We start from the raw sequence: 26,114 nt of genomic DNA, 5'->3' as shown, positions 1-26,114 counted from the left end.
GAGAATTCGTATGTCACAGCCAGCTGTAAGATATCGGCTGATCAAAGAAGAAAAACACACTGGTGCAAGATTAGGCGAATTAATTACGCCACATGGGACTTTCCCTACACCAATGTTTATGCCAGTTGGTACACAAGCAACTGTTAAAACCCTGACGCCTGAAGAATTAAAAGCAATGGGTGCCGGCGTAATTCTTTCAAATACTTATCATTTATGGTTGCGACCAGGGGAAAAAATTGTTCAAGAAGCCGGTGGATTACATCGATTCATGAATTGGCCACGAGGAATTCTGACAGATTCTGGTGGTTTTCAGGTTTTTTCTTTGGCTAAAATTCGGGATATTACCGAAGCAGGGGTTCATTTTCGCAGCCATTTAAGCGGTGAGAAACTGTTCTTATCGCCGGAAAAATCAATTCAGATTCAAAATGCTTTGGGAGCAGATATTATCATGAGCTTTGATGAATGCCCACCTTTCTTTGAAAGCTATTCGTATATCAAGCACTCAGTTGAACGGACTAGTCGTTGGGCTGAACGTGGCTTGAAAGCTCACCAGCATCCAGATCGTCAAGCTTTGTTTGGAATTATTCAAGGTGGTGGTCACCAAGCATTACGTCAGCAAAGCGCTCGTGATTTAGTAGCGATGGATTTCCCTGGTTATTCGATCGGTGGCCTGTCAGTCGGTGAAAGCAAGGCTGAAATGAATCATGTGCTTGACTTTACAACACCACTTTTACCAACTAATAAACCACGCTATTTGATGGGTGTTGGTTCAGCTGATTCTTTAATTGATGGTGTGATTCGTGGAATTGATATGTTTGATTGTGTTTTGCCAACTAGAATCGCTCGTAATGGCAGCTGCATGACTTCTCACGGCCGCGTTGTGATTAAGAATGCCAGTTATGCACATGATTTTGGCCCACTAGATGATCACTGTGATTGTTATGTCTGTCAAAATTATTCGCGGGCCTATTTGCGTCATTTATTTAAAGCTGGAGAAACACTTGGATTACGGTTAGCCAGTTATCACAATTTGTATTTTTTATTACATTTGATGCAGAATATTCGTCAAGCAATTTTAGCAGATAATTTGTTAGAATTTCGTGAGAACTTCTTTGAGGAGTATGGTTTTAATCGTAGCAATCATCGTAATTTTTAGCAAATCTAATAAAAAGTCTAGCACTCAGCGTGAATCTTTGTTAAAGTTAAAATTGATTAAATAATTAGGAGTGAATGTCATGAATAGTAGCACAATATCAACAATTATTATGTTTGCTGCTTTGATTGCCCTGATGTATTTTATGATGATCAGGCCGCAAAAGAAGCAGCAGCAGCAGCGCCAACAAATGCTGGGTAATTTAAAAAAAGGTGATGAAGTAATAACTCTAGGACGCTTACATGGTGTTATTGATAGTCTTGATATGGCAAACCATACTGTAGTTTTAGATTGCGATGGAATTTATCTGACATTTGAGACTTCAGCGATCATGCAAGTCAAGAATTCGGCCGCAGGAAAAGCAGCTGACAAGTCAGTGAACGAAAAAGCAAAAGAAACTAACCAGCCAACAGATGATCAAAAGAAAGAGAATTCAGAAAAATAAATTATTCCTCATTAACTTTTTAATTCAATATCTTGCTTAATTGCAGATAAAGGTCAGTTAAGACACTGATCTTTATTTTTTTGTCTTGGTTTTTTAATAAAAGATGATAAAAGCAGCCAGTTTCTTAAGTTTAATTTGACTTTTTATTTTGAATGCAATATTATTTGAATATCGAATATTTTGATGTTCGAAATAAATTTGAGTGAGGTGACAAGCATGGCAATTATGGACGCACAGGAAATTATGAATTTGATTCCCAATCGTTTTCCAATTTGTTATATTGATTATGTTGATCAGATTGAAGCAGGTAAAAGTATCACAGCAACGAAAAATGTAACAATTAACGAATCTTTTTTCCGAGGACATTTTCCAGGGAATCCAGTTATGCCTGGAGTTTTGATTATTGAAACTTTGGCACAGGCTGCTTCGATTTTGATTTTAAAATCTCCAGAGTTTTTAGGGAAGACGGCATATTTAGGAGCGATTCACCGAGCTAAGTTTCGTCAGGTTGTCCGTCCGGGCGATGTTCTTAAGCTTAAAATCGAACTAACTAAAAAAAGGGAAAATATGGGAATCGTTACTGCCAAGGCATTGGTTGATGGGAAAACAGCCTGTGTAGCCGAATTGATGTTTGTTGTTGCGGAACGTAATCAAAAAATCTAGCAAAAAGATTGTTTTTTTTCATGAATACTTTGATAATCAAATTATATTAGAAAAAGGGATGGACGTTACGCAATGGAAAATCGGACAAAAATAATCAATGATTCGTTAGTCAGAATATATAATGATATTTTGTGGATCGAGGAAAAAGAGCTTAAGAAAAGTCAATTTAATGATCTATCTATTAAAGAAATGCATGCAATCAATGCGATTACGATGTACGAGCATAAAACTGTTTCACAAGTCGCTAAAGAATTACATTTGACGCCGGGAACTTTAACGGCAACTATTGATCGGCTTACAAGAAAAAATTATGTGACACGGATTCGAAGTAATGATGATCGTCGGGTAATTCGGCTAGGCTTAACCAAAAAAGGCCGCTTAATGTTTCGTGCACATGATGCTTTTCATCGCATGATGGTTCGAAATTTCTTGAAGGATTTGGGTCAAGATGAAATTAAGACAATTGAAAAGGCATTGAGAAATTTAGAGCTTTTCTTGCGTGAGCGTTCATAAGACAAGGAGAATTGATTTGGCAGCAATTAAGATTATTACTAGCAGTCATTATCTGCCAAAACATCAAGTATCGAATGATGATTTGAGCCATTTGATGGATACATCTGATGAATGGATTAAAACTCGAACAGGTATTGAACACAGAAGAATTAGTGAGGGAGAAAATACTTCTGATTTATGTACAGCAGTTGCAGTTGAATTGTTGAAAAAAAGTGGCTGGTCACCCGAATCAATTGACCTGATTATCGTTGCTACAATGTCACCTGATTACTATACACCGGCAACGGCAGCAATTGTTCAGGGTAAGATTAAGGCAAAACAAGCAGTTGCTTTTGACCTTAGCGCTGCTTGTTCAGGATTTATTTATTCGTTAGTGGTTGCGCAAAGCTTTATGGGTAATATGAATTATCGACGCGTGATGATAATTGGTGGCGAAGTCTTGTCCAAAGTCATCAATTGGCATGATCGGACTTCAGCAGTCTTATTTGGTGATGGAGCTGCTGGGGTGTTGCTTGAAAATGAGCAGGACAGCACTTCAAGTTTTTTGGGCAATCATTTGCAAACCTTTGGTGATTTAGCAGCTAGTTTGCAGGCAGGCAAAACTTTACCATTAGCAAGTTTTCCAGCTTATAGCCCGCATAATTATGGTGCTTTTGAAATGGCGGGACGTGATGTTTATACTTTTGCAACACATCGAGTTCCCGAATCAATTATTGCTGCAGTCAAAAAGAGTAATTTGCAGTTAAACCAAGTTGACTGGTTTATTGTTCATCAGGCTAATTCGAGAATTATTAAGCAGATTGCCAAAAGGCTGCAGCAACCATTAGAAAAGTTTCCAATGAATATTGCAGCATATGGCAATACCTCAGCAGCTAGTGTACCAATTTTATTAGATGAACTAATTGATAAAAAAAAGATCGAGCGAGGACAGATTTTAGCCTTGACTGGTTTTGGCGGTGGCTTAACGGTTGGAACACAAATCATTAAATATTAAAATTTTAGGAGTGGATTAATTATGACAGAAGAAAAAATTTTTAATAAGGTAAAAAAGATTGTAGCTGAACAATTAGATGTTGATCAAGATAAAATTAAATTAGAAGCAGATATTAAAGATGATCTTGATGCAGATAGTTTAGATGTTTTTGAAATCATGAATGAATTGGAAGATGATCTTGATATTAAATTGGAAGCTGATGAAAATGTTAAAACCATCAAAGATGTAGTTGAGTATGTCAAGAAGCAATTAGCAGCAAAGGAATAGTTTTATGAAAGTTGGAATTTTGTTTAGCGGACAGGGAGCTCAATTTAGCAATATGGGATTGGACTTCTACCAAAACAGCAAAGCTTATCAGGAGACATTAAAAAGACTGAGCGGTTATTTACAAAAAGACCTCGTGGCTTTCTGCAAGAATCAGCATAATGAATTGTTGCAGACAAAAAATGTTCAAACTGCAATCACAGCTTTTGGACTGGGTGTTTTTCATCAGCTACAGCAGGATTTACCGACAATTGAAACAGTTGCTATGTTAGGACTGAGTTTAGGAGAATACACAGCATTAATGGCTGCAGGGGCTTTTGATGAAAAAACAGGTATTCGCTTGCTGCAAGCAAGAGCAGATTATATGCAGGCTGATGCAGAACAAACGGATGGTTCAATGGTTGCTGTTTTGAGAGCTGATGTGCAAAAAGTTGCCAAAATTTGCCAGCAGGTAACCGGTGAGGTTAAGCATTTTGTTGGGATTGCTAATTATAATACTGAGCAACAAGTAGTGATTGGCGGTCAAAGTGAGGCAGTCCAACGAGCCATTACAACGATGAAAGATCAAGGAATCAAAAAAGTGATTTCCTTGAAAGTCAGTGGTGCTTTTCACACGCCGCTTTTTAAAAACACAAGTCAAAAACTAGCAAATTACTTAACTAATGTTTCGGTTAGAAACTGGCAAATCCCAGTAATTAGCAATACAACAACTGAAAAGTTTGTTCCAAATAAATTGAAAATCACATTAGCAAAGCAGGTTATTTCACCAACTCATTTTGCTGATTGTTTAAAAAACTTACAAAAAAATTATCAACCAGATTTATTAATTGAGGTTGGTCCTGGAAAGACATTATCTAAATTTGCTAATCGAACTTTGCCTGATGTTCCAGTTGTTGCGATTGGCAAATGGGAAACTTATCAAAAGTTTCTAACAACAATAAAGTGAGGCAAAAAATGAAATTAACAGGTAAAACAGTTTTTATAACTGGCAGTTCGCGAGGAATTGGTGCTCAGATTGCTTTAGCTTTTGCCCGTCACGGCAGTAATCTTATCTTAAATGCGCGTCATGAAATACCTGAGGACTTGACTGAACAGATTAAAAAACTTGGTGTTAAGTATCAAATAATCTTAGGTGATATTGCCAATCCAGCTGACGTAGCAAGCATTTTGACAGAAATCTATCAGTCAAATCGGCAACTTGATATTTTAATTAATAATGCTGGTATTACTAAAGATAAGCTAATCATTGGGATGTCAACCGAGGATTTTGAACAGGTTCTTAAAACCAACTTGATTGGAGCATTTGATTTGACGCGACAAGTTTTAAAAAAGATGTACCGGCAAAAAAGTGGTGTCATCATTAATTTAGCCAGTGTGGTTGGATTACACGGTAATCTAGGACAGGCAAACTACGCTGCTAGCAAAGCTGGCCTGATTGGACTAACTAAGACAATTGCCAAGGAAGGCGCTTTGCGAAATATTCGTTGTAATGCGCTTGCCCCGGGGATGATCAAAAGTAGTATGACCGAAGTTTTAAGCGAAAAGGTCCAACAAAAAATGCTGAAGGAAATTCCTTTAGGACGTTTTGGTCAGCCTGCTGAAGTGGCTGATGCGGCACTTTTTTTAGCTGAAAATGATTATATTACTGGGGAAGTTTTAACAATTGATGGTGGTATGACGATTTAGGAGGCTTTTTATGAGTAGAGTAGTAATCACCGGAATGGGAGCTGTTACGCCACTAGGGAATACTGCAGATGAATTTTTAAATGGAATTTTTGCTGGTAAGCTGGGAATTGATTCAATCACCAAGTTTGATGCTAAAGAAACTGGAATTACCGTCGCAGCCGAAGTAAAAAATTTTGATCCACAAAAACGAGTTGGTAAAAAAGCTGCCAGAAGAATGGATTTATTTTCGCAATATGCTGTTGATAGTGCGGTTGCAGCTGTTGAACAAGCTGGGGTAAATGAAACCAACACTGATGCTTATGATTTTGGGGTAATTTACGGATCTGGAATTGGTGGCCTAACAACGATTCAAAATCAGGTCATTAAGATGTATACCAAAGGTCCGCAACGTGTGTCACCCATGTTTGTGCCAACATCAATCGTTAATATGGCCGCTGGGAATTTAGCTTTACGCTTTAAGGCTAAAAACACTTGTACCGCAATTGTGACGGCTTGTTCTTCAGCAACTAATGCAATTGGTGAAGCTTATCGTCAGATCAAAGAAGGCCGTGCGCAAGTAATGCTGACGGGTGGTGCTGAGGCATCAGTTAACGAGATTGGAATTGCTGGCTTTGCAGCTCTAACCGCTCTTTCAAAAGCTACTGATCCAGCCAAGGCTTCACTGCCATTTGACCAGAAGCGGGATGGTTTTGTAATGGGTGAAGGTGCTGCAACATTAGTTTTAGAAAGCTTAGAACATGCCAAAAAACGGGGAGCTCAAATCTTAGCTGAAATTGTTGGATATGGTAGTACTTGCGATGCTTATCATATTACTGCTCCGGATCCAACAGGTGAAGGAGCTGCTCGAGCTATGGAGCAAGCAATCAATGAAGCTGGTATTAAGCCTGAAGAGGTTGGTTATATTAATGCTCATGGCACAGCAACACAGGCAAATGATGCAGGCGAAGCTAATGCAATTAATCAGGTTTTTGGCAAGGACAGTCAAGTTAAAGTCAGCAGTACTAAAAGTATGACTGGTCATTTGCTGGGAGCAGCTGGCGCGATTGAAGCGGTAGCAACAATTGGAGCCTTGCAACGTGGCCAGTTGCCGCCAAATGTTGGCCTAACGCAGCAGGATCCTGCTTGCCAGGTGAATTTGGTTAATCCGCAGCGCAGCGAACCAGCTACGGAATTGCGCTATGCAATTAGTAATTCGTTAGGTTTTGGTGGACATAATGCCGTCCTAGCATTTAAAAAATGGAGTGAAGAGTTTTGAATTTAAAGGAAATTCAAAGGCTGATCAGTGATTTTAATCAGTCGCCTTGTCGTGAATTGGAAATCAAAACCAAAGATTTTCAGTTGCATCTTAGCAAAAATGAATTGTCAACCAAATTATTAAAACAGTTGCAGCTGTCAGCATCACCAGCAGGTTCGGCCATGGCAGATAAACTACCGGCTAAGAAAACGCCGGCTGCTGATAAACCAGCTAGGGCCTTTGTTAAGGCACCACTAGTTGGCAGTGTTTATTTACAGCCGGCACCAACTAAGCCAGCCTACGTAAAAGTTGGTCAACTAGTACATCCAGGTGATGTAGTCTGTGTAATTGAAGCAATGAAAGTTATGACAGAGATCAAAAGTGACCGTGAAGGAAAAATTAAGCAAGTTCTAGTCAAAAATGAGGAACTTGTTGAATACGGCCAACCTTTATTTGAAATCGAGGAGTTATAAAATGGAACTTGATATTACTCAAATCCAAGCAATCATTCCTCATCGTTATCCAATGCTCTTAGTTGATAAGATTATTTCATTAGAACCAGGAGTAAAGGCAGTTGGCATTCGAAATGTTACGGCTCATGAGGAAATTTTTATGGGACATTTCCCAGGAAATCCTGTCATGCCTGGGGTCTTAATTATTGAGGCATTAGCACAAACTGGGGCGGTCGCATTATTGTCAATGCCAGAGTTTAAACATAAAACGGCTTATTTTGGAGGAATTAAGAACGCTAAATTTCGCCAAGTAGTTCGTCCTGGTGATACGATGAAGTTAGAAGTTGTTTTGGAAAAGATTAGAAATAATGTCGGCTTAGGCAAAGCTGTTGCAACAGTTGATGGTAAAAAGGCTTGTTCTGCTGAATTAACATTTGTGATTGGTTGAGGAGTGATCTAATGTTCAAAAAAGTCCTAGTTGCCAATCGTGGTGAAATTGCCGTGCGGATTATCCGCTCACTAAAAGAATTGGGCATTAAGTCTGTAGCAATTTATTCTGAAGCTGATCGTGAAAGTCTCCATGTTCAGTTAGCTGATGAAGCAGTTTGTGTTGGCCCCAACCGTGCACAAGATTCTTATTTGAATATGCAAAATATTTTAAGTGCAGCAGTTGGAACTGGTGCGGAGGCGATTCATCCGGGATATGGCTTTCTATCAGAAAATAGTCGCTTTGTTGAAATGTGCGAGGATTGTGGGATAAAATTTATTGGGCCCAAATCAAAAACTATTGATTTAATGGGCAACAAAGCTCATGCTCGTCAGCAAATGCAAGCCAGTGGTGTTCCAGTGATTCCCGGTAGTGAAGGCTTTGTAACTGATGCAACCATGGCACGGGAAATTGCTGACAAAGTTGGTTATCCGGTTCTGCTTAAAGCAGCAGCTGGTGGTGGCGGCAAAGGTATTCGCCGCGTTAGTGATCAGCAGGAAATTGAAAAGGCCTTTAATGAGGCACGGCAAGAAGCTCAGAATGCTTTTGGCGATGGGCGAATGTATTTGGAAAAAATCATGGAAAATGTCAAGCATATCGAAGTTCAGATTCTGCGTGATCAAAGCGGTCGAGCAATATATTTTCCTGAACGGGACTGTTCGTTGCAGCGCGGCAAACAAAAAGTGATTGAAGAGAGTCCTTGTGAATTCATTACTCTTGCGCAACGCAAATATTTGGGAAAAATTGCTTTGAAAGCGGCCGCGGCGATTGATTATGTTAATACTGGGACTTTAGAGTTTTTGATGGATCGACAGCATCATTTTTATTTTATGGAAATGAATACACGGATTCAGGTCGAACATACAGTTTCTGAAATGGTCACCGGAATTGATATTGTTAAGGAGCAAGTAAAAATTGCAGCAGGAGAGCCTTTAGATTATCAACAAACAGATGTCGTTTGTCGCGGACATGCAATTGAATGCCGAATTAATGCCGAAGATCCACAACAAAATTTTTTACCAGCGGTTGGTGCAGTTAATTATTTATATTTTCCAGTCGGTAATTTAGGCATGCGGATTGATTCGGCCTTGTATGCCGGAATTAAGATCCCACCATATTATGATTCAATGATTGCTAAAGTAATTGCCTTAGGTGAAAGTCGAATTTCTGCGGTGAGAAAAATCAAACGGTTACTTAGCGAAATGATTATTAATGGTGTTCAAACTAATCAGGACTTTCAACAGGCATTAATCAATGATCCAGGCTTTATTAACGGTAAATTTACGACTGAGTATTTGGAAAAAGTTTTTTTGCCAAAATGGAAAAAGGAGGAAGCTTGAGTGCAGCTGTTTAATGAGCTGAAAAATTTAAGTGCCAAACATATAAAAGTCAATAAACAAGCTAGTCAAAAAGTACCTTCAGGAATCTGGATTGCTTGTCCCAAATGTCATCAATCATTTTACCATAAAGATTTGGGTCAATATAAGGTTTGTCCAAATTGTCAATATGGTTTTCGAATTACAGCTCGTCAACGTTTAAATTGGTTAGTTGATAGCTTTGAGGAAATTGATGCTGATTTATTAACCGATGATCCGTTGCAATTTCCTGATTATCAAAAAAAATTAATAAAATCGCAGCAATTAACTAAGCTTAATGATTCAGTTTTGACCGGCTTTGCTCAGATTCAAAGTGAAAAGTTTGCTTTAGGCATTATGGATCCATTCTTTATTATGGGTTCAATGGGCACGATTACTGGTGAAAAATTGACTCGACTTTTTGAAAAAGCTACGCAAAAACAACTACCAGTAGTCTTGTTTACGGCTTCAGGTGGAGCTCGGATGCAAGAGGGAATTTTTTCATTAATGCAAATGGCAAAGGTATCAGCAGCGGTTAAACAGCATAGTGATGCTGGACTGTTATATGTCGTTATCTTAACCGACCCGACGACAGGGGGAGTGACCGCTAGTTTTGCGATGCAAGCTGATATTACTTTGGCTGAACCGCGTTCTTTGATTGGCTTCGCGGGGAAACGTGTAATCGAACAGACGACCGGGCAAAAAATCCCTAGTGACTTACAGGATGCTGAGACGGTTTTAAAACATGGCTTTATTGATCAAATTGTCCTGCGTTCTGAATTAAAGAATAAACTGAAATGGCTGCTCGAATTTCATCAAAGGAGGGACAGCTAATGTCAGGCTTATTAGATCATAAAAAAACCGCGGCAGAGATCGTCAAATTAGCGCGATCAGATGATAAAGTTTCAGTTAAGTTTTTGTTGACAGAAATTTTTCAAGATTTTATTGAATTTCATGGTGATCGGGTTTATGGTGATGATCCAGCAATTATTGGTGGGCTAGCTTATTTAAATCAACAACCGGTAACGGTGATTTCAACTAATAAAGGTCAGACGACCAAGGAAAAATTAGCGTCACATTTTGGCTGTCCAGAACCTGCTGGCTATCGCAAAGCATTGCGGTTAGCTCAACAAGCGGCCAAATTCAAACGGCCGGTTATTTTTTTGGTTAACACAGCCGGAGCCTATCCTGGACGTTCAGCTGAAGAAAATGGTCAAGGCGAAGCAATTGCTAAAAATTTATATGAATTTAGCAAGTTACCAGTCCCAATCGTATCAATTATCTATGGTGAAGGCGGCAGTGGCGGAGCTTTAGCCTTAGCTTGCGGTGATCGCGTTTGGATGCTAGAAAATAGTACTTATTCAGTTTTATCACCAGAGGGTTTTGCGGCAATTTTATGGAAAGATAGTTCAAGAGCTGATCAAGCAGCTGAAATTTTGCAGCTAACACCAGAAAAGTTACTACGGCAACAGGTAATTGAGGGGATTATTCCAGAAAGTCATTCTAAATATCGATTAGTTAAAGCAATCAAAAGAGTTTTGTTACAAGAAATAGATCAATTGCAGCAAATGACGACTGATGAATTGTTAGAAAAAAGAAGAATGCGTTATCGTAAGTTTTAAAGCAAATGGAGGAATATCAATGGGGGATTTATTAACAGGTAAAAAGATTTTAGTTATGGGAGTCGCCAATAAGCGCAGTATTGCTTGGGGATGTGCCCAAGCACTGGAAGCCAATGGTGCAACTGTTATTTATACTTATCAAAATCCCAGAATGAAAAAGAGCATTAGCAAATTAGTTAGTGATGATCAAAAATTGATTGAATGCGATGTTTCCAGTGATCAGTCATTGCAGCAAGCTTTTGCAATCGTTCAGGCAAGATATGGGAAAATCGATGGCGTAGTTCATGCGATTGCTTTTGCCAATAAAGAAGAATTAGCCGGTGATATCATGAATACTTCTCGTGAAGGCTATGCTTTGGCTCAGAATATTTCATCATATTCATTATTAGCAGTTGCCAAATATGCACAACCTTTATTAAATAATCCTGCAAGCATTGTCACTTTAACATATTTTGGCTCTGAACGGGCAATCCCTAATTATAACGTTATGGGAGTTGCTAAGGCGGCTTTGGAAGCCAATGTTCGTTATTTGGCTCGAGATATGGCTAAATTTGGAGTAAGGGTTAATGCAATTTCTGCTGGTGCGGTCAAAACATTGGCTGTTACTGGGGTCAAAGATCATGGTCATCTATTAAAAATGTCAGCAGAAAGAACAGCTGATGGAAAGTCAGTGACAATTCGAGAAATTGGCAATGCTGCAGCCTTTTTAATGAGTGATTTAGCAACTGGTTTAGTTGGTGATATAGTTTATGTTGACAAGGGTGTTCATTTGATTTAGTGAATTGTGTTGCAAAGACTTGTTAATTTTTGCTAAGACAAGTAAACTTGAGTCAGAAGTAAAGATAACAAATTGAAAGTGGTGCAACTAAAGATGAGAACAAAACAACAGGCACTCTTTATCATCTTTGGCGGGACAGGTGATTTAGCAAAACGAAAACTTTATCCAGCCTTATTTGAACTCTATCGCAAAGGTATCTTAAGTGAGCATTTTGCTGTAATTGGAACTGCAAGACGCCCATGGAGTGACGAACATTATCAAACTGTTGTGCGAAATTCTGTTTCGGCTGATGATCAGCAACAAGTCAATGAGTTTTCAAAGCATTTTTGTTATCAATCACATAATGTTAATGATACAAAACATTATGTCACTTTGAAAAAATTGGCTGAGCGTTTAGATCAGAAATTTAAAATTGGTGGCAATCGATTGTTCTATTTAGCTATGTCACCACGTTTTTTTGGGACAATTGCTGGACATTTGAAATCACAAAAGATTGTAACTGCTGATGGTTATAATCGGATGATCGTCGAAAAACCTTTTGGCCGCGATTTCAAAAGTGCCAACGAACTTAATCAGGCCATTGGTCAGTATTTTGCCGAAAAGGATGTTTTTCGGATTGACCATTACCTAGGCAAAGAGATGGTGCAAAATATCTTTGCACTGCGATTTGGCAATAATATCTTTCGGTCATTATGGAATAGTCGTTATATTGATAATATTCAAATTACTTTAAGCGAGTCATTGGGAGTTGAGGAGCGTGCCGGTTATTATGAAACAGCTGGGGCTTTGCGAGATATGGTGCAGAATCATATTTTGCAAATTGTTTCATTATTAACGATGAATATGCCGGCTTCTTATAGCGAGACTGATATTCGACGCGAAAAAATTTGTGCTTTAAAAGCTTTAAAAGTTTATCAACCACAAGAGGTCAAGCAAAACTTTGTGAGGGCGCAGTATGTTGCGGCAAACGGTTTGAAAGGTTATCGTCAAGAAGATCAAATCGATCCCCAATCGCAGACTGAAACGTTTGCTGCGGGCAAGATTTTTGTTGAAAATGAAAATTTCAGTAATGTGCCAATTTATATTCGGACTGGCAAACGCCTGCAAACTAAGGCTACGCGAATTGATATTATCTTTAAAGCTGTTCCTGGCAATATTTTCACTACACAGCAGCTAGCTGATAATATTTTGACGATCAAGGTTGAACCAGAAGGGGAAATTAGTTTACAAGTCAATACTAAAAAGGTTGGACAAGGTTATCAGCTCCAGCAGCAGCAGTTTAATCTTTTCCCGGCTGATAAGCATCAATTGATACCGGAAGCCTATGAAAAATTATTGGCCGATGCATTAGTGGGTGATGCAACTAATTTTACACACTGGGAGGAAGTTGCCTATTCTTGGAAATTTGTGGATGCTGTTCGTCATGCTTGGGATCAGCAAAAAGCAGCGTTAGCAACTTATCCTTGTGGGTCAATGGGTCCAAAACAGGCAGATCAGCTTCTAGCTGCTGATGGACGCCATTGGATCTTTAACTAAAGGCTTCATGAGTCATAGTGAATATAATTCACTAAGGCTCTTTTTATTTGCCCAGTAATTTTGTAATTTTGGGGGTTTATCGGTATACTGAAGATAACTAGACTGTAAAGCAGGTGAGAGTATTGAAGGTAATATGGCACGGACACGCGACTTTAGAAATAGTAACTGCCAATCACCAAGACATTTTAATTGATCCATTTATCACTGGTAATCCGTTAACGGATTTAAAACTAAGTGATTGTCATCCAGATTATATTTTACTGACACATGCGCATGCGGATCATGTTGGTGATACATTGAAATTGGCGCAAAAAAATCAAGCAACGGTGATTGCAATTGTTGAACTGGCTAATTATTTTGCTAAGTTAGGCTTGAAAACGATTGGCTTGAATTATGGTGGCCAGTATCGGACTGACTTTGGTAGTTTTAAATTAGTACCGGCTTGGCATACTTCTAGTCTGCCGCAAGCGGATAATTCTTCGTTGCCATTGGGGAATGCAGCTGGATTTGAATTGCGAATTGATGACAAAATAATTTATGATGCCGGTGATACTTGTTTGTTTTCCGATATGAAGTTGATCAATCATGGACAAGGTGTTGATTTAGCTTGTTTGCCAATTGGTGATCACTTTACGATGGGACCCGAAGATGCAATGATTGCTGCTGAATTTGTTAAAGCAGTACATGTTTTGCCGATCCATTATAATACTTTTACGGCCATCAAACAGGATGTTAATCAATTTTTAGCTACCTTACCAACTAAGGTGGGGTTGAAAGTTAAACCAGGGGAAGAAATCAATTTATAGAAATTAAGGAGTAGCAAAATGTCAGTGGCAGAAGATATTTTTAAGCAGATTAAAAGGGCTGAGACGATCATTATTCACCGTCATCAGCGACCAGATCCTGATGCTTTCGGTTCGCAGTGTGGGTTAGCCGCTGTTATTCAAACGGCATTTCCAACTAAGCGGGTTTATCAAGTTGGTGAAAATGTTCATGGCTTAGCATGGATTGCGCAAGAACAGCAAATACCAGATGAAGCTTATCAAAATGCGTTAGTAATTGTAACTGATACGGCTAATCAACCGCGTATCGATGATCAGCGATATAAAAATGGTCAATTTTTAATTAAAATTGATCACCATCCTAATGAGGATCCTTATGGTGATGTGTGTTGGGTTGATCTTAAAGCCTCAAGTTGTTCAGAAATGATCGTTAATTTGGTCAATCAAATTCCGCAGCTGCAATTAACAGCTGATGCAGCTCGCATGCTATATGCTGGAATCATTGGTGATACCGGCCGGTTTATGTATGATGCAACAACCCCACAGACGATGCGGATTGCTGCCCAATTGATGGAGTATGATTTTGATCAGACGGCAGTTAATCGTAAATTAGATGATATTTCTCTGCCAGTTGCTCGGCTTTCAGCCTATGTTTATGAAAATTTGCAAATGACGGATCATCAGGCAGCATATATTATTTTGACACGGCAAATATTAGAAAAATTTGCCTTAAAAGACGCTGGAACTTCACCAATTGTTCCTTTACCGGGCAAAATCATTGGTGTTAAATGTTGGACGATTATTGTTCAACAAAAAGATGGTACCTTTCGATTACGAATTCGTTCTAAGGGGCCAATCATCAATGAATTAGCTAAAAAGTATCATGGTGGTGGTCATCCCTTAGCTAGTGGAGCTGTAATTGAAGAAGAAAGTCAAATTCCGGCTTATATTCAAGAACTTGACGAAATCGCTAAAAATTATGTAGGAGAAATTGATGAGTAAGACATTTGAACAATTTGGCTTGCAGCCGTTTATTTTACAGGCTTTAAAAAAAATCAACTTTCAACAACCAACGCCAATTCAACAAGAAATCATTCCGTTGATCATGGCCAAAAAAAGTGTTGTCGGTCAGTCGGAAACTGGCAGTGGGAAAACACATGCTTTTTTATTGCCAATTATCAATCAGCTGAATGCTAAGCAACAAACAGTTCAGGCCGTGATTACTACGCCGAGCCGTGAACTGGCATATCAAATTTATGAGGCTGCGCGCCAAATTCTAGCTTTTGAGCCAGAATTAGTGGTGCACAATTATGTTGGTGGAACAGATAAACTCCGGCAGATTGAAAAATTAAATCATCGTCAACCACAATTAGTTATCGGAACTCCAGGCAGGATTTTAGACTTGATCAAAGAACAAGCTTTAGATATTCACCTAGTCAATTCTTTGGTGATCGATGAAGCTGATATGACGCTCGATATGGGATTTTTAACTGATGTTGATGCGATTGCTTCGGCGATGCCGACTGATTTGCAAATGATGGTTTTTTCAGCTACTATCCCAGTCAAATTGCAACCATTTTTGAAAAAATATTTAGCAACTCCTAGAATGGTTAAATTAACTGAACCTACGCTACTCAGTCCGACGATTGATAATTTTTTGCTGTCAACTAAGGGCAAAACAAGAAATCAATTGATTTACCAATTATTGACTTTGGGTGAACCGTATTTGGCTTTAGTTTTTGCTAATACCAAGGAACGTGTTAATGAGTTGACTGATTATTTGCGATCACAGGGATTAAGAGTGGCCAAGGTTCATGGGGATTTGCCACCCCGCAAGCGCAAGCAGACTATGAAAGCTATCCAAAATTTGGAATATCAATATGTTGTTGCTACTGACTTAGCGGCGCGGGGAATTGATATCCAGGGTGTTTCTTTGGTGATCAATGATGAGTTACCAAAAGAATTGGAGTTTTTTGTTCATCGTGTTGGGCGAACAGGTCGTAACGGTTTGCCTGGAACAGCGATTACTTTGTATGGTCCAGATGATGATACTAAAGTGGTAGAACTGGAAAAACTAGGAATTAAATTTATCCCTAAAGTGTTGCAAAATGGTGAACTAAAAACAACTTATCAGCGAAATCGTCGCCAGCACCGTCGCTTTAAGCAACAACAATTAGCACCTAAAATGATTGGGCTGGTTAAAAAGGAACGGCGAAAGAAAAAACCGGGATATCGGAAGAAAATTAAGCAAGCAATTAAAACTGAACGGCAGCGTCAGCAAAAAATTGAGCGGCGCAGAAAACCATGATGGAACAAAGATAGCTTGCCAGACAATTCTGTGATATACTAAGCGTCGGTTGAATTAATAATAAATGTTCTAGGATATGTCTGGCGGATAACTGTGGCTAAAGAGAGGCTTGGTTGATGAAAATAGCTCCTCAGTGTTTGGCAGATGCTCCCTGGAATTTAATTGCTTCCCAGCATTATCAGGATTTTAAGAGGTAAACGAGAAACATCGTTGCAAGCAAGGTGGTACCGCGCAGAATTGCGTCCTTGGCTGGCAGCGGTGTTTTTGTTGTTTTTTTCAAAGGAGAGAAAAGCTTAATGAAAAAACTTACAAGTAGTCAGGTCCGACAAATGTATCTGGACTTTTTCAAGAGCAAGGGTCATGAAATTATGCGCAGTGCGTCACTGATTCCACATGATGATCCAACTTTGTTGTGGATTAACTCAGGTGTGGCGACAATGAAAAAATTTTTTGATGGGACAGTTGTTCCAAAAAATCCGCGGATCACTAGTTCACAAAAAAGTATTCGGACGAATGATATTGAAAATGTTGGTCATACTGCTCGGCATCATACGCTATTTGAAATGCTTGGCAATTTTTCTGTTGGTGACTATTTTAAAGAAGAAGCAATCAATTGGGCCTGGGAGCTTTTAACAAGCCCTAAATGGTTTGGAATGGATCCAGATCGGTTGTATGTGACAGTTTATCCTAAAGATACTGAAGCAAAAAGAATTTGGCATGATGAAGCCGGTGTCCCCGAAAATCATATTTATGAAGTTGAAGATAATTTCTGGGATATTGGTGAGGGTCCTAGTGGTCCAGACTCAGAAATCTTCTATGATCGTGGTCAGGAATTCAACAATTTGGCGGCGGACGATCCTGAAAACTATCCAGGTGGTGAAAACGAACGTTATTTGGAAATTTGGAATATTGTTTTCTCTGAATTCAATCATAAACCAGATGGCACCTATGAACCATTGCCGCATAAAAATATTGATACCGGCATGGGTTTGGAACGAGTTGTTTCGGTTTTCCAACACGCTAAAACAAATTTCGAGACGGACTTATTTTTACCAATTATTGAAAAGACTGAAGAAATTAGTCAAGTTGATCATTACGGAGAAAATGAAGAAAAAGATGTTGCATTTAAAGTTATTGCCGATCATATTCGCGCTGTGACCTTTGCGATTGGAGATGGTGCTTTACCTTCAAATGACGGGCGGGGTTATGTAATTCGGCGCTTGATTCGTCGTGCCGTGATGTATGGTCAAAAACTTGGCATTAAACAGGCATTCTTATATCGCTTGGTTCCAATTGTCGGTGAAATTATGAAAGCTTATTATCCAGAAGTTTTGGAACAAGCGGATTATATTGCCAAAGTCGTTCATTTAGAGGAAGATCGTTTTAATGAAACCTTGAAGGACGGCTTGCAGCTGTTAAATGAAACAATTAAGCAAGCCAAAAAAGCTCGACAGCATCAATTAGCTGGTAAGGCAGTTTTTAAGCTCTATGACACTTATGGCTTCCCGCTTGAATTGACCAAAGAAATTGCAGCTGAGGAAAAGATGACGGTTGATCAGGTAGGCTTTGATCAAGAAATGCAACAGCAAAAACAGCGAGCGCGGGCAGCTCGGAGTAATGCTAAGTCAATGGGAGTACAGAAAAGTCTATTAACCGATCTTAAAACACCTAGTAAATATATTGGCTACGAACGGCTGCAAGCAATTGGCGTCTTGAAAAATATTGTGATTGCTGAAAAACAAGTTAACCAAGTCAGTCAAGGAATTGCTAAAGTGATTTTTGATCAAACTCCATTTTATGCTGAAATGGGCGGTCAAGTGGCTGATCAAGGTGTGATCAAAAATAATGACGACCAAGTTGTAGCTGAAGTTACCGATGTCCAACATGCACCAAATGGACAAAATTTGCATACAATCAAGGTTTTACGGACAATGAAGATCAATGAAAGCTTTTCTTTAGAAGTTGATCAAGAATTTCACGCTAAGGTTCGTAAAAATCATACGGCTACGCATTTACTAGATCAGGCTTTGCGGGATGTTTTAGGCAATCATACTCACCAAGCTGGATCTTTAGTTGAACCGACCTATCTGCGGTTTGATTTTACTAATTTGGCCTCAGTTACTCCGCAAGAATTAGCACGAGTTGAAAAAATCGTTAATGAAAAGATTTGGCAAGCTTTACCAGTCCAAACGGTCGTGACCGACATTGAAAGTGCAAAGAAAATGGGCGCAATTGCTTTATTTGCTGAAAAATACGGCAAAGTGGTTCGAGTTGTAAAAATTGGTGATTACTCAACTGAATTTTGTGGAGGAAATCACGTTGAGAATACAAGCGAACTGGGATTGTTTAAAATTATCTCCGAATCCGGTGTCGGTGCTGGCGTTCGACGAATTGAAGCGGTAACTTCTAAGGAAGCTTTTAGTTATTTAGAAAAGCGCAATCAACTTTTACAAAAAGTAGCCCAGCAGCTTAAGATCACCCAATTAAAAGAATTACCGCATCGGGTATCACAGCTGGAGGAACAAATTCGTCAATTGAAGCAACAGACAGCTAAACTCGAAGGCAAATTAGCTCAGCAACAAACGAGCAAAATTTTTACTCATCCACAAAAAATTGGACAATATACCTTGATTGCCAGTCAAGTCAAAGTTAACGGCATGCAGCAATTGCGACAGTTAGCTGATCAATGGAAAGCCAAGAAGTTTTCGGATGTGCTGGTATTGGCCACGACCACAGCTGAAAGTAAGGTTAATTTAATTGTGGCAGCTAGTCCGAATGCAATAAAAAATGGCATCAAAGCAGGTGATGTTATTAAACAAATTGCACCACTAGTTGGTGGTGGTGGTGGCGGTCGGCCAGACTTTGCTCAGGCTGGCGGCAAAAATACAGCCGGAATTCAAGCAGCGTTAGCAGCAGCAGGCAAATGTTTAGAAAATAACTAAAAACTAGAGAAGTGTGAATGCTTAAGACTTAATTCACATTCCTCTTTTTTAGAAAAAATAAATGATTTTTATTTTAAATTAATTCAACTTAACAGTTCTGTTACGGTATAGTTACAAGGCAATGTTTTGATTGTGACAAGCATTTATGTTTAGTAGAATAAACATAGGAGCCTGATAGGCGGCGGAGGTGCTTGTAATGAGTTCATTGGATAAAACTATGTTCTTTGATTTTGCGGATGGAGACCGAAAAGATGTTCGAGATACTTTAGAAACGGTATACCAGGCATTGGAGGAAAAAGGCTACAATCCGATCAATCAGATTGTCGGCTATTTGTTATCAGGTGATCCAGCATATATTCCGCGGTTAAATGATGCCCGAAATTTGATTCGGAAACATGAACGTGATGAGATCATCGAAGAGTTAGTTAGATATTATCTTGGTAAAGGTGAAACTAAATGATCCAGCGATTAATGGGATTAGATGTTGGCTCTAAAACAGTCGGGGTTGCAGTTAGTGATTTGTTAGGCTGGACAGCACAAGGCGTTGAAATTATACCAATTGATGAAGATAATCAACAATTTGGCTTAGAACGAATTAAAACCTTGGCCAAAAAATATCAAATTGGCGGTTTTGTCATTGGCTTGCCGAAAAATATGAATAATACAGAAGGACCGCGGGTTGAGGCTGCTAAAATTTATGGTGAATTGTTAAAAAAAGAAATCGGTTTGCCAATTGATTTTCAAGATGAACGCTTGACAACAGTCGAGGCGCAAAGAATGTTAATCGAGCAGGCCGATACTTCTCGACGAAAGCGAAAAAAAGTGATTGATAAGGTTGCTGCGGGCTTGATCCTGCAAAGCTATTTAGATCGTCGCGGATCACTTGTCAAGGATTGAGAATGGAGTTGGATCAAATGAATGAAAAGCAAGATGAATTGATCATATTGGTTGATGATCAGGGGAATGAGGTTTTATATCAAATCTTATTTACTTTTGATTCGGATGATTATGAAAAGTCATATGTCCTGTTGATCCCGGCAGATGCTCAACCAGAGGAACAAGTTGATGTATTGGCGTTTTCGTATGATCCAGCTGATGCCAATAGTGAATTGCGGGAAATTGAGAGTGATGAAGAATGGAATATGGTCGAAGGAGTTTTAGATACATTCTTAAATGATGATAAACTGCAATAGCTTTTGGTAGTCGTTTTAAATTTTGAAACCGTAGCAAGGCGAAAGTTTTGTTGCGGTCTTTTATTTTTATTAAGACATTTTCAGATAGTGACTAATCTTAAAAGGGTATGCTAAAATTGTTTTAAGATGGAAGGAGAGGTTTTATGTCAGAGGGCAAAAAGCGTTTTAAGGCCCAAATTAATGGCAAAAGCTATGTAATCGTTGGAAATAGTAGTGATGAACATCTGACAGCAGTTGTCAAGGTCGTTAACCAACAGTTAAAAGAAATTAAGCGGTTAATGCCAAGTATTAGTGATGAAAAGGCAGCAATTTTGCTGGCAATTAATGCAGTTTCTGATCAATTATATAAGCAAGCGGAATTATTAAAATATCAGCAGCCGCATAACCAGCAATCATCAAATGATAAAGCAGGTGAGTAAATGATTGTGACCGTTTTAATCATCATAACTTTGATCGTTGCTTATTTGCGGGGTTCACGTTGGGGATTGTTGCAAATGCTGATCAGATTTTTGGGATTGATTGTAATTTTAGTGCTTGCACAAAACTTGGCGGGAAAACTCGGCAATTTAGTTGATAACTTTTTAACACTAATTGGCAAGCAAGATTTAATTTCAGCTCATTTTAACTATTGGCTTTGTTACCTATTAATAAGCATGCTTGGTTTTGTTATTCTTAAGCGCTTAGCAAATTTGTTTGGCTGGCTGACTAAACTGCCGCTAGTTCACGGGCTGAATGCTTTTGCTGGCGGCTTAGTTGCCTTAATGATTGCTATTTTATTAGTTTATCTAAGTTTAAAAATTATTGGTTTTTGGCCAAGTACGGCGTTACAAACAGCAATTGGCCAATCTTGGCTGGCTCAGTTGATTTTGAAGCAAATCCCACTAATTTTGGATAATTTGACTTTTTCTTGAGAGGGGATAAAGGTGAATACAAAAGTTTTAACGACACTTGAATATGATAAAATCAAACAACAGGTGGCGCAATACCTAGTAACTCCAGCTGGAAAAAAATTGTTGGCAAATTTGTATCCCAGTTCAAATTACCAACAAGTGCAGCTTGATTTGAATCGGACTCAAGATGCGGCTGATATTTTACGCCTAAAGGGTGGTATTCCGTTACCCAAATTAGCTGACGTACATTTACAATTAAAAAGGTTAAAAATTAATGCAGCACTGAATGGAAAAGAATTAGCTGAAATTGCTAAAGTTCTACGCTCAGCGGCTGAGGTTAAAAGCTTTTTCAGTCAATTGGCTATTGAAGAAGTCAATTTACATTCACTGAATGCTTTGGCTAATCAGTTGCAAGTTTTTCCACAATTAACCAAGCAGCTGTTGCGTTCTCTTGAAGAGGATGGTCATTTAAGTGATGATGCTTCGGTAAAATTAGCAGCCATCAGGCGTTCAATGAGCCAATTACGCTTGCAGTTGCGCAGTCAATTAAATGCTTTGATCAGAGGAAAATCCGCTAAGTATTTAACAGAGCCAGTTATTACGATTCGTGATGATCGATACGTGATCCCGGTTAAACAGGAATATCGGGGACATTTTGGCGGCGTGGTTCATGACCAAAGTGCTTCTGGACAGACCTTATTTGTTGAGCCTGCTGCTGCCCTTGATTTAAATAATCGTTTAAGACAGCGACAAGCCAATGAACGTGAAGAAATTCAGCGAATTTTAACTGCTTTGTCGGCTAGTTTAGCACCCTATGTCAAAGAGATTGCTGCCAACGCGGCCTTGCTTGGCGAATTTGATTTTGCAAATGCCAAAGCTAAATATGCTCAGCAGCTTAAAGCAACTTATCCACGACTTTCTGTGGACAATCAAGTTTATTTACGGCAAGCTTGGCATCCATTACTGAATGAAAAAAAAGTTGTTCGAAATGATATTATGCTTGGGCAGGATTACCAAACGATGGTCATTACTGGACCAAATACTGGTGGGAAAACGATTACTTTAAAAACTTTGGGGTTGATTCAGTTGATGGGACAATCAGGTTTGTTTATTCCAGCCTTTGAAGACAGCCAAATTGGGGTTTTTAAAGAGATCTTTGCTGATATTGGTGATGAACAATCGATCGAACAAAATTTGAGTACTTTTTCGGCGCATTTGACAAATATTGTCGAAATTTTAAATAATTGTGATCAAAGCTCACTTGTGTTACTGGATGAACTGGGAGCAGGGACTGATCCGCAGGAAGGTGCAGCTTTGGCAGTGGCAATTTTAGATGCCTTAGCAGCGCTTGGCAGTTATGTAGTCGCCACGACCCATTATCCAGAATTGAAAGCGTATGGCTATGAGCGATTATCAACGATTAATGCTAGCATGGAATTTGATAGCCAAACATTACAGCCAACTTATCGCTTGCTGATTGGAATTCCTGGTCAAAGTAATGCTTTTGCAATTTCACAAAGACTAGGGTTGTCAGCGGAAATTATTGCTGCTGCTCGGCAGTTAACTTCAAATCAAAGTCAGGACCTAAATCAAATGATTCAAGACTTAGTCAGAAAACGCCAACAAGCTGAAGAAGAGAGGGCCCGCTTAGCCAAATATTTAACTGAAGGACAAGAACTCCATCATGATTTGCAAGTTGCCTTTAACAAATTTGAAAAACAAAAAGCGCATTTGCTTGAACAAGCTAAGTTGCATGCTAATCAAATTATTGATCAGGCTAGTCAGCGTTCAGATGAACTAATCAGTGAATTGCGGCAAATGAAACTGAATGCTAACGCATCTGTTAAAGAAGATCAGCTGATCACTGCTAAAACGAAAATGAATGAACTTCATCAACCGTTATTAAGTAAAAATCGTGTTTTACGGAAAGTCAAATTGAATCAGCAATTAAAACCAGGGGACGATGTCTTAGTCAAGCCTTATGATCAGCAAGGGACGCTGTTGGAAAAAACTGGCAAACACGAATGGGAGGTTCAGCTGGGCAGTTTGAAAATGAAAATTGCTGAGGGTAATTTAGAGAAAATCAAAATTAAGCCGGAAAAAGTTCGAATTCGTTCATCCTTTAAGTCTAGTAGTCAGGTACATGTTTCTCCAGTGCTTGATTTACGTGGGCAAAGATATGAAACTGCTATGACAATGGTAGACCGTTATTTGGACTCGGCACTATTGGCTGGTTATGCTTCAGTTACTATTATTCATGGCAAGGGAACTGGTGCCTTGCGCGAAGGGATCAGACAGTATTTGCAGACAAACCGACGAGTAAAAAGCTTTGGGTTTGCTCCGGCCAATGCTGGTGGTGATGGAGCAACCATTGTGGAGTTGAAATAAGTTTAAGCAGAAAGATTGAGTTTTAAAAAAAATCTGATATTATTTACTTACAAACAATTAGTGGAGGGAAAATCATGGTAAAAGAATTAACTGATGATACATTTGAAGCAGCAACCAGTAAAGGAGTTAGTTTAACTGATTTTTGGGCAACTTGGTGCGGTCCCTGCCGGATGCAGAGTCCAGTCGTTGAGCAACTTGATGAAGAAATAGGTGATAAGGTTTCTTTTGGTAAGGTTGATGTTGATCAAAACACGAAAGTTGCAAGTGAGTTTGGCATTATGAGCATTCCAACTTTGCTGATCAAAAAAGATGGTCAAGTTGTCGATACTTTAATTGGCTATCATCCTAAAGAGCAAATTCAGGCAAAACTTGAACAATATCTTTAAAAATCAAAAGCGATCCAAGTTAATGCGAATGAGGCATAACTTTGGATCGTTTTTCTTAGTTTTGAACTTCATTTTCTGTAAGATGCAAGGTTGACTTATTAGGGATAAGAGCTAAATCAATCGGATCTTCAGGATCTTGCTGAACTAAAATTGTCACTGATCCATGACGTAAATCTTGATTTTTGATAATTGCTTCGGCAACAAATCCTAGTTGATTTTGAATTGTTTCAGCTAAGAAACCTGCTTCTAACTGAAACTCTGCATTTTTTTTCAAGCGTAAAGCGACAATTGGACCTGAAACTTTAAAGAGTTGTTTTTGCTGGTGAGCTTTAAGGCGTTCAAGTGTTCCCCACCCAGCTTGATGAAAGAAAATTGGCAAATCTTCATCCCTTGCTAAATTAAATTCACGTGCTAATTTTTTACCAGCCCAATATAAAATGTCTGGATTATCCCCTAATAATTCTGGTAGTAATAGATCACGCAATGTTTCGTAACCGACTAAAGTTGCGAGATCCTTTTTTTCCACCAAACTTTGATAATCATTTGCGTCCATGACGATCTCCTCTAATACTATAATCTATAAGTCTATTATACCTTGAAGAAGAGTTTGACGGGTAAAAGAATTGTTAAAATTTGGGGTAACTTGAAAAAAATGCTTGATTTCACGTATAATCATCAAGAAAGCTAATTAGATTGGAAGATTGAATTTGAAAAAAATATTAATTGCTACAAAGAATCCAGGTAAAGCACGGGAGTTTCGCTCGTTCTTTGAACCACGTGGTTTTAAAATTATAACTTTAAATGATTTAGAAAATCCACCACAAATTATTGAAAATGGTCGGTCTTTTACGGAAAATGCCTTAATCAAGGCTAATGCTTTGACGAAGAAATTGCAAACAACAACTTTAGCGGATGATTCTGGATTAATGGTCAGTGCATTGAATGGCGAACCAGGTGTCTTCTCGGCTCGTTATGCAGCGGATCATGATGATGCAGCTAATAATCAAAAGCTTTTAAATAAATTGGTAAATGTTCCAAATGAAAAAAGAGATGCTATTTTTCATACGACGCTGGTTGTAACTAGTCCTAATCATCAGCCATTGATCGTTGAGGGTGAAGTTAAGGGATATATTTTGCAACAACCAGCTGGTCATGATGGTTTCGGTTATGATCCACTTTTTTATTTGCCGCAATTTTATAAGACTTTTGCCCAAATGAGTGTAGCTGAAAAAAATCAAGTTAGTCATCGTGGTCAAGCAATCAAAAGGCTAGCTGAAAAATTCGATGATTGGTGGGAGTAAAATGAAAAATTCACAAGCAAAGTATTTTTTAATCGTTAGTGATAATCACACTGACCGAGACATCTTGACTAAAATAGCTGAGGTGTATCAAAATCGAGTTGATTTAATGATTCATTGCGGTGATTCTCTACTGGAAAAAACAGACCCACTTTGCGAACGTTATCAAGTGGTGGAAGGCAATTGTGATTTTCCTGGCAATTTTGTTAATGAACAACTTTTGACTACTTCAGTTGGTCAAGTTTTCTTTAGTCATGGTCAGCATTACTATGTGAATTTTGGCATGAGTGACTTGATGGCTGTTGCCCAAAAAAATCAAGCTGATTTTTGCTTTTTCGGACATACTCATCAGTTGAAAGTTGAATACCAGGAAGGATGTTTATTTTTGAATCCGGGCAGCATAAGTTTTCCACGAGGAAAGTATAGGCAAATTGGTGGGACATTTGCGATAGTTACCGTAACAGTTGATCGAATTGTTGTTAACTTTTATGATCGAAGATTTTCAATTATCAATGAATTAACACATGAGTTCAAGCGCTAATTAAGGGAAGGCCTATGGAAAAAGAATTGAAACAATGGTATTTAAAATTATTAAAATGGTCAATTTTAACGTTAATTTTTATGATTTCACGACCATTTATTGCTTGGCATGGTTTTGAGTTAGTCATTGTCGGTGGAGTCTTTTACTGCCTATTTATTTTTGGGGTGTGTGTTTGGTTACAATGTTTGACGATCAGGAGAAGTT

The 26,114-nt window shown here is 38.7% G+C and carries 31 protein-coding genes; 30 read left to right on the top strand and 1 reads right to left on the bottom strand.

Annotated features, from left to right (window positions below):
• Positions 1-10: 10 nt before the first annotated feature.
• The 27 genes from tgt (at position 11) to trxA (ending at position 24,071) form a co-directional block, all read left to right on the top strand.
• The gene (gene tgt, locus ON15_RS00485; RefSeq protein WP_010579502.1) at positions 11-1,156 is read left to right on the top strand and encodes a tRNA guanosine(34) transglycosylase Tgt; all 1,146 of its coding nucleotides are present in this window, start codon (positions 11-13) and stop codon (positions 1,154-1,156) included.
• Between the two features lie 79 nt (positions 1,157-1,235).
• Positions 1,236-1,598 carry a preprotein translocase subunit YajC gene (yajC, locus tag ON15_RS00480; RefSeq protein WP_010579501.1) on the top strand — a complete coding sequence of 121 codons (363 nt, stop codon included), beginning with the start codon at positions 1,236-1,238 and terminating at the stop codon, positions 1,596-1,598.
• Between the two features lie 216 nt (positions 1,599-1,814).
• A complete protein-coding gene (fabZ, locus tag ON15_RS00475) occupies positions 1,815-2,261 on the top strand; it encodes a 3-hydroxyacyl-ACP dehydratase FabZ (RefSeq protein WP_010579500.1) in 447 nt (148 codons plus the stop codon).
• Between the two features lie 72 nt (positions 2,262-2,333).
• Positions 2,334-2,774, top strand: a complete 441-nt coding sequence (locus ON15_RS00470) for a MarR family winged helix-turn-helix transcriptional regulator (protein WP_010579499.1) — start codon at positions 2,334-2,336, stop codon at positions 2,772-2,774.
• Positions 2,775-2,790: 16 nt separating this feature from the next.
• Positions 2,791-3,768, top strand: coding sequence for a beta-ketoacyl-ACP synthase III (locus ON15_RS00465; protein WP_010579498.1), 978 nt, complete (start codon positions 2,791-2,793; stop codon positions 3,766-3,768).
• A 21-nt stretch (positions 3,769-3,789) separates the two neighbouring features.
• The gene (locus tag ON15_RS00460) at positions 3,790-4,035 is read left to right on the top strand and encodes an acyl carrier protein (protein WP_010579497.1); all 246 of its coding nucleotides are present in this window, start codon (positions 3,790-3,792) and stop codon (positions 4,033-4,035) included.
• 4 nt (positions 4,036-4,039) lie between these two features.
• Positions 4,040-4,978 (top strand): ACP S-malonyltransferase, encoded by a 939-nt coding sequence (locus tag ON15_RS00455; RefSeq protein WP_010579496.1) that lies wholly within the window; start codon positions 4,040-4,042, stop codon positions 4,976-4,978.
• An 8-nt stretch (positions 4,979-4,986) separates the two neighbouring features.
• The gene (gene fabG, locus ON15_RS00450) at positions 4,987-5,718 is read left to right on the top strand and encodes a 3-oxoacyl-[acyl-carrier-protein] reductase (RefSeq protein ID WP_010579495.1); all 732 of its coding nucleotides are present in this window, start codon (positions 4,987-4,989) and stop codon (positions 5,716-5,718) included.
• Between the two features lie 10 nt (positions 5,719-5,728).
• Entirely contained in the window at positions 5,729-6,973 is a 1,245-nt protein-coding gene (gene fabF / locus ON15_RS00445; RefSeq protein WP_010579494.1) for a beta-ketoacyl-ACP synthase II, read from the top strand.
• Positions 6,970-7,425, top strand: a complete 456-nt coding sequence (accB, locus tag ON15_RS00440) for an acetyl-CoA carboxylase biotin carboxyl carrier protein (protein WP_010579493.1) — start codon at positions 6,970-6,972, stop codon at positions 7,423-7,425. The genes fabF and accB overlap by 4 nt, the downstream gene beginning before the upstream one ends.
• A gap of 1 nt (position 7,426) precedes the next feature.
• Positions 7,427-7,852: a 3-hydroxyacyl-ACP dehydratase FabZ gene (fabZ, locus tag ON15_RS00435; RefSeq protein ID WP_010579492.1), complete on the top strand. Its 426-nt coding sequence runs from the start codon at positions 7,427-7,429 to the stop codon at positions 7,850-7,852.
• An 11-nt stretch (positions 7,853-7,863) separates the two neighbouring features.
• Positions 7,864-9,231: an acetyl-CoA carboxylase biotin carboxylase subunit gene (accC, locus tag ON15_RS00430; RefSeq protein ID WP_010579491.1), complete on the top strand. Its 1,368-nt coding sequence runs from the start codon at positions 7,864-7,866 to the stop codon at positions 9,229-9,231.
• Positions 9,232-10,080 (top strand): acetyl-CoA carboxylase, carboxyltransferase subunit beta, encoded by an 849-nt coding sequence (accD, locus tag ON15_RS00425; protein ID WP_010579490.1) that lies wholly within the window; start codon positions 9,232-9,234, stop codon positions 10,078-10,080.
• Positions 10,080-10,868, top strand: coding sequence for a carboxyltransferase subunit alpha (accA, locus tag ON15_RS00420; protein ID WP_010579489.1), 789 nt, complete (start codon positions 10,080-10,082; stop codon positions 10,866-10,868). Before accD ends, accA begins: the two co-directional genes overlap by 1 nt.
• Positions 10,869-10,887: 19 nt before the next feature.
• Positions 10,888-11,646, top strand: a complete 759-nt coding sequence (gene fabI / locus ON15_RS00415; RefSeq protein ID WP_010579488.1) for an enoyl-ACP reductase FabI — start codon at positions 10,888-10,890, stop codon at positions 11,644-11,646.
• A 93-nt stretch (positions 11,647-11,739) separates the two neighbouring features.
• Positions 11,740-13,182: a glucose-6-phosphate dehydrogenase gene (gene zwf, locus ON15_RS00410; RefSeq protein ID WP_010579487.1), complete on the top strand. Its 1,443-nt coding sequence runs from the start codon at positions 11,740-11,742 to the stop codon at positions 13,180-13,182.
• Positions 13,183-13,304: 122 nt separating this feature from the next.
• A complete protein-coding gene (locus ON15_RS00405) occupies positions 13,305-13,988 on the top strand; it encodes a metal-dependent hydrolase (RefSeq protein ID WP_010579486.1) in 684 nt (227 codons plus the stop codon).
• Positions 13,989-14,006: 18 nt separating this feature from the next.
• Positions 14,007-14,966 carry a DHH family phosphoesterase gene (locus ON15_RS00400; protein WP_010579485.1) on the top strand — a complete coding sequence of 320 codons (960 nt, stop codon included), beginning with the start codon at positions 14,007-14,009 and terminating at the stop codon, positions 14,964-14,966.
• Positions 14,959-16,272: a DEAD/DEAH box helicase gene (locus ON15_RS00395; protein ID WP_010579484.1), complete on the top strand. Its 1,314-nt coding sequence runs from the start codon at positions 14,959-14,961 to the stop codon at positions 16,270-16,272. Before ON15_RS00400 ends, ON15_RS00395 begins: the two co-directional genes overlap by 8 nt.
• 296 nt (positions 16,273-16,568) lie before the next feature.
• Entirely contained in the window at positions 16,569-19,214 is a 2,646-nt protein-coding gene (gene alaS, locus ON15_RS00390; protein ID WP_010579483.1) for an alanine--tRNA ligase, read from the top strand.
• A gap of 196 nt (positions 19,215-19,410) precedes the next feature.
• Positions 19,411-19,674: an IreB family regulatory phosphoprotein gene (locus tag ON15_RS00385; RefSeq protein ID WP_010579482.1), complete on the top strand. Its 264-nt coding sequence runs from the start codon at positions 19,411-19,413 to the stop codon at positions 19,672-19,674.
• The gene (gene ruvX, locus ON15_RS00380) at positions 19,671-20,111 is read left to right on the top strand and encodes a Holliday junction resolvase RuvX (protein WP_010579481.1); all 441 of its coding nucleotides are present in this window, start codon (positions 19,671-19,673) and stop codon (positions 20,109-20,111) included. The genes ON15_RS00385 and ruvX overlap by 4 nt, the downstream gene beginning before the upstream one ends.
• A 17-nt stretch (positions 20,112-20,128) precedes the next feature.
• Positions 20,129-20,407 (top strand): DUF1292 domain-containing protein, encoded by a 279-nt coding sequence (locus tag ON15_RS00375; protein ID WP_010579480.1) that lies wholly within the window; start codon positions 20,129-20,131, stop codon positions 20,405-20,407.
• Between the two features lie 143 nt (positions 20,408-20,550).
• Positions 20,551-20,826 (top strand): cell division protein ZapA, encoded by a 276-nt coding sequence (locus ON15_RS00370; protein WP_010579479.1) that lies wholly within the window; start codon positions 20,551-20,553, stop codon positions 20,824-20,826.
• Positions 20,827-21,318, top strand: a complete 492-nt coding sequence (locus tag ON15_RS00365; protein ID WP_010579478.1) for a CvpA family protein — start codon at positions 20,827-20,829, stop codon at positions 21,316-21,318.
• A 12-nt stretch (positions 21,319-21,330) separates the two neighbouring features.
• Complete coding sequence (locus ON15_RS00360; RefSeq protein ID WP_010579477.1) at positions 21,331-23,685, top strand: endonuclease MutS2; 2,355 nt, start codon at positions 21,331-21,333, stop codon at positions 23,683-23,685.
• A 74-nt stretch (positions 23,686-23,759) separates the two neighbouring features.
• A complete protein-coding gene (trxA, locus tag ON15_RS00355) occupies positions 23,760-24,071 on the top strand; it encodes a thioredoxin (RefSeq protein ID WP_010579476.1) in 312 nt (103 codons plus the stop codon).
• 55 nt (positions 24,072-24,126) lie between these two features.
• On the opposite strand, the gene ON15_RS00350 is transcribed toward trxA, so the two are convergent.
• On the bottom strand, positions 24,127-24,624 hold the full coding sequence (locus ON15_RS00350) for a YslB family protein (protein WP_010579475.1): 498 nt from the start codon (positions 24,622-24,624) through the stop codon (positions 24,127-24,129).
• 154 nt (positions 24,625-24,778) lie between these two features.
• Between ON15_RS00350 and ON15_RS00345 the strand changes: the two genes are divergently transcribed.
• The 3 genes from ON15_RS00345 to ON15_RS00335 form a co-directional block, all read left to right on the top strand.
• On the top strand, positions 24,779-25,372 hold the full coding sequence (locus ON15_RS00345) for an XTP/dITP diphosphatase (protein ID WP_010579474.1): 594 nt from the start codon (positions 24,779-24,781) through the stop codon (positions 25,370-25,372).
• A 1-nt stretch (position 25,373) separates the two neighbouring features.
• A complete protein-coding gene (locus ON15_RS00340; protein WP_010579473.1) occupies positions 25,374-25,910 on the top strand; it encodes a YfcE family phosphodiesterase in 537 nt (178 codons plus the stop codon).
• A gap of 14 nt (positions 25,911-25,924) precedes the next feature.
• Positions 25,925-26,114, top strand: a 190-nt coding sequence (locus tag ON15_RS00335) for a hypothetical protein (protein ID WP_010579472.1), incomplete at its 3' end; no start/stop codon positions are given.

Source organism: Liquorilactobacillus vini DSM 20605 (assembly GCF_000255495.1).
GTDB lineage: Bacteria > Bacillota > Bacilli > Lactobacillales > Lactobacillaceae > Liquorilactobacillus > Liquorilactobacillus vini.
This window is presented reverse-complemented; position numbering and strand designations above follow the sequence as displayed.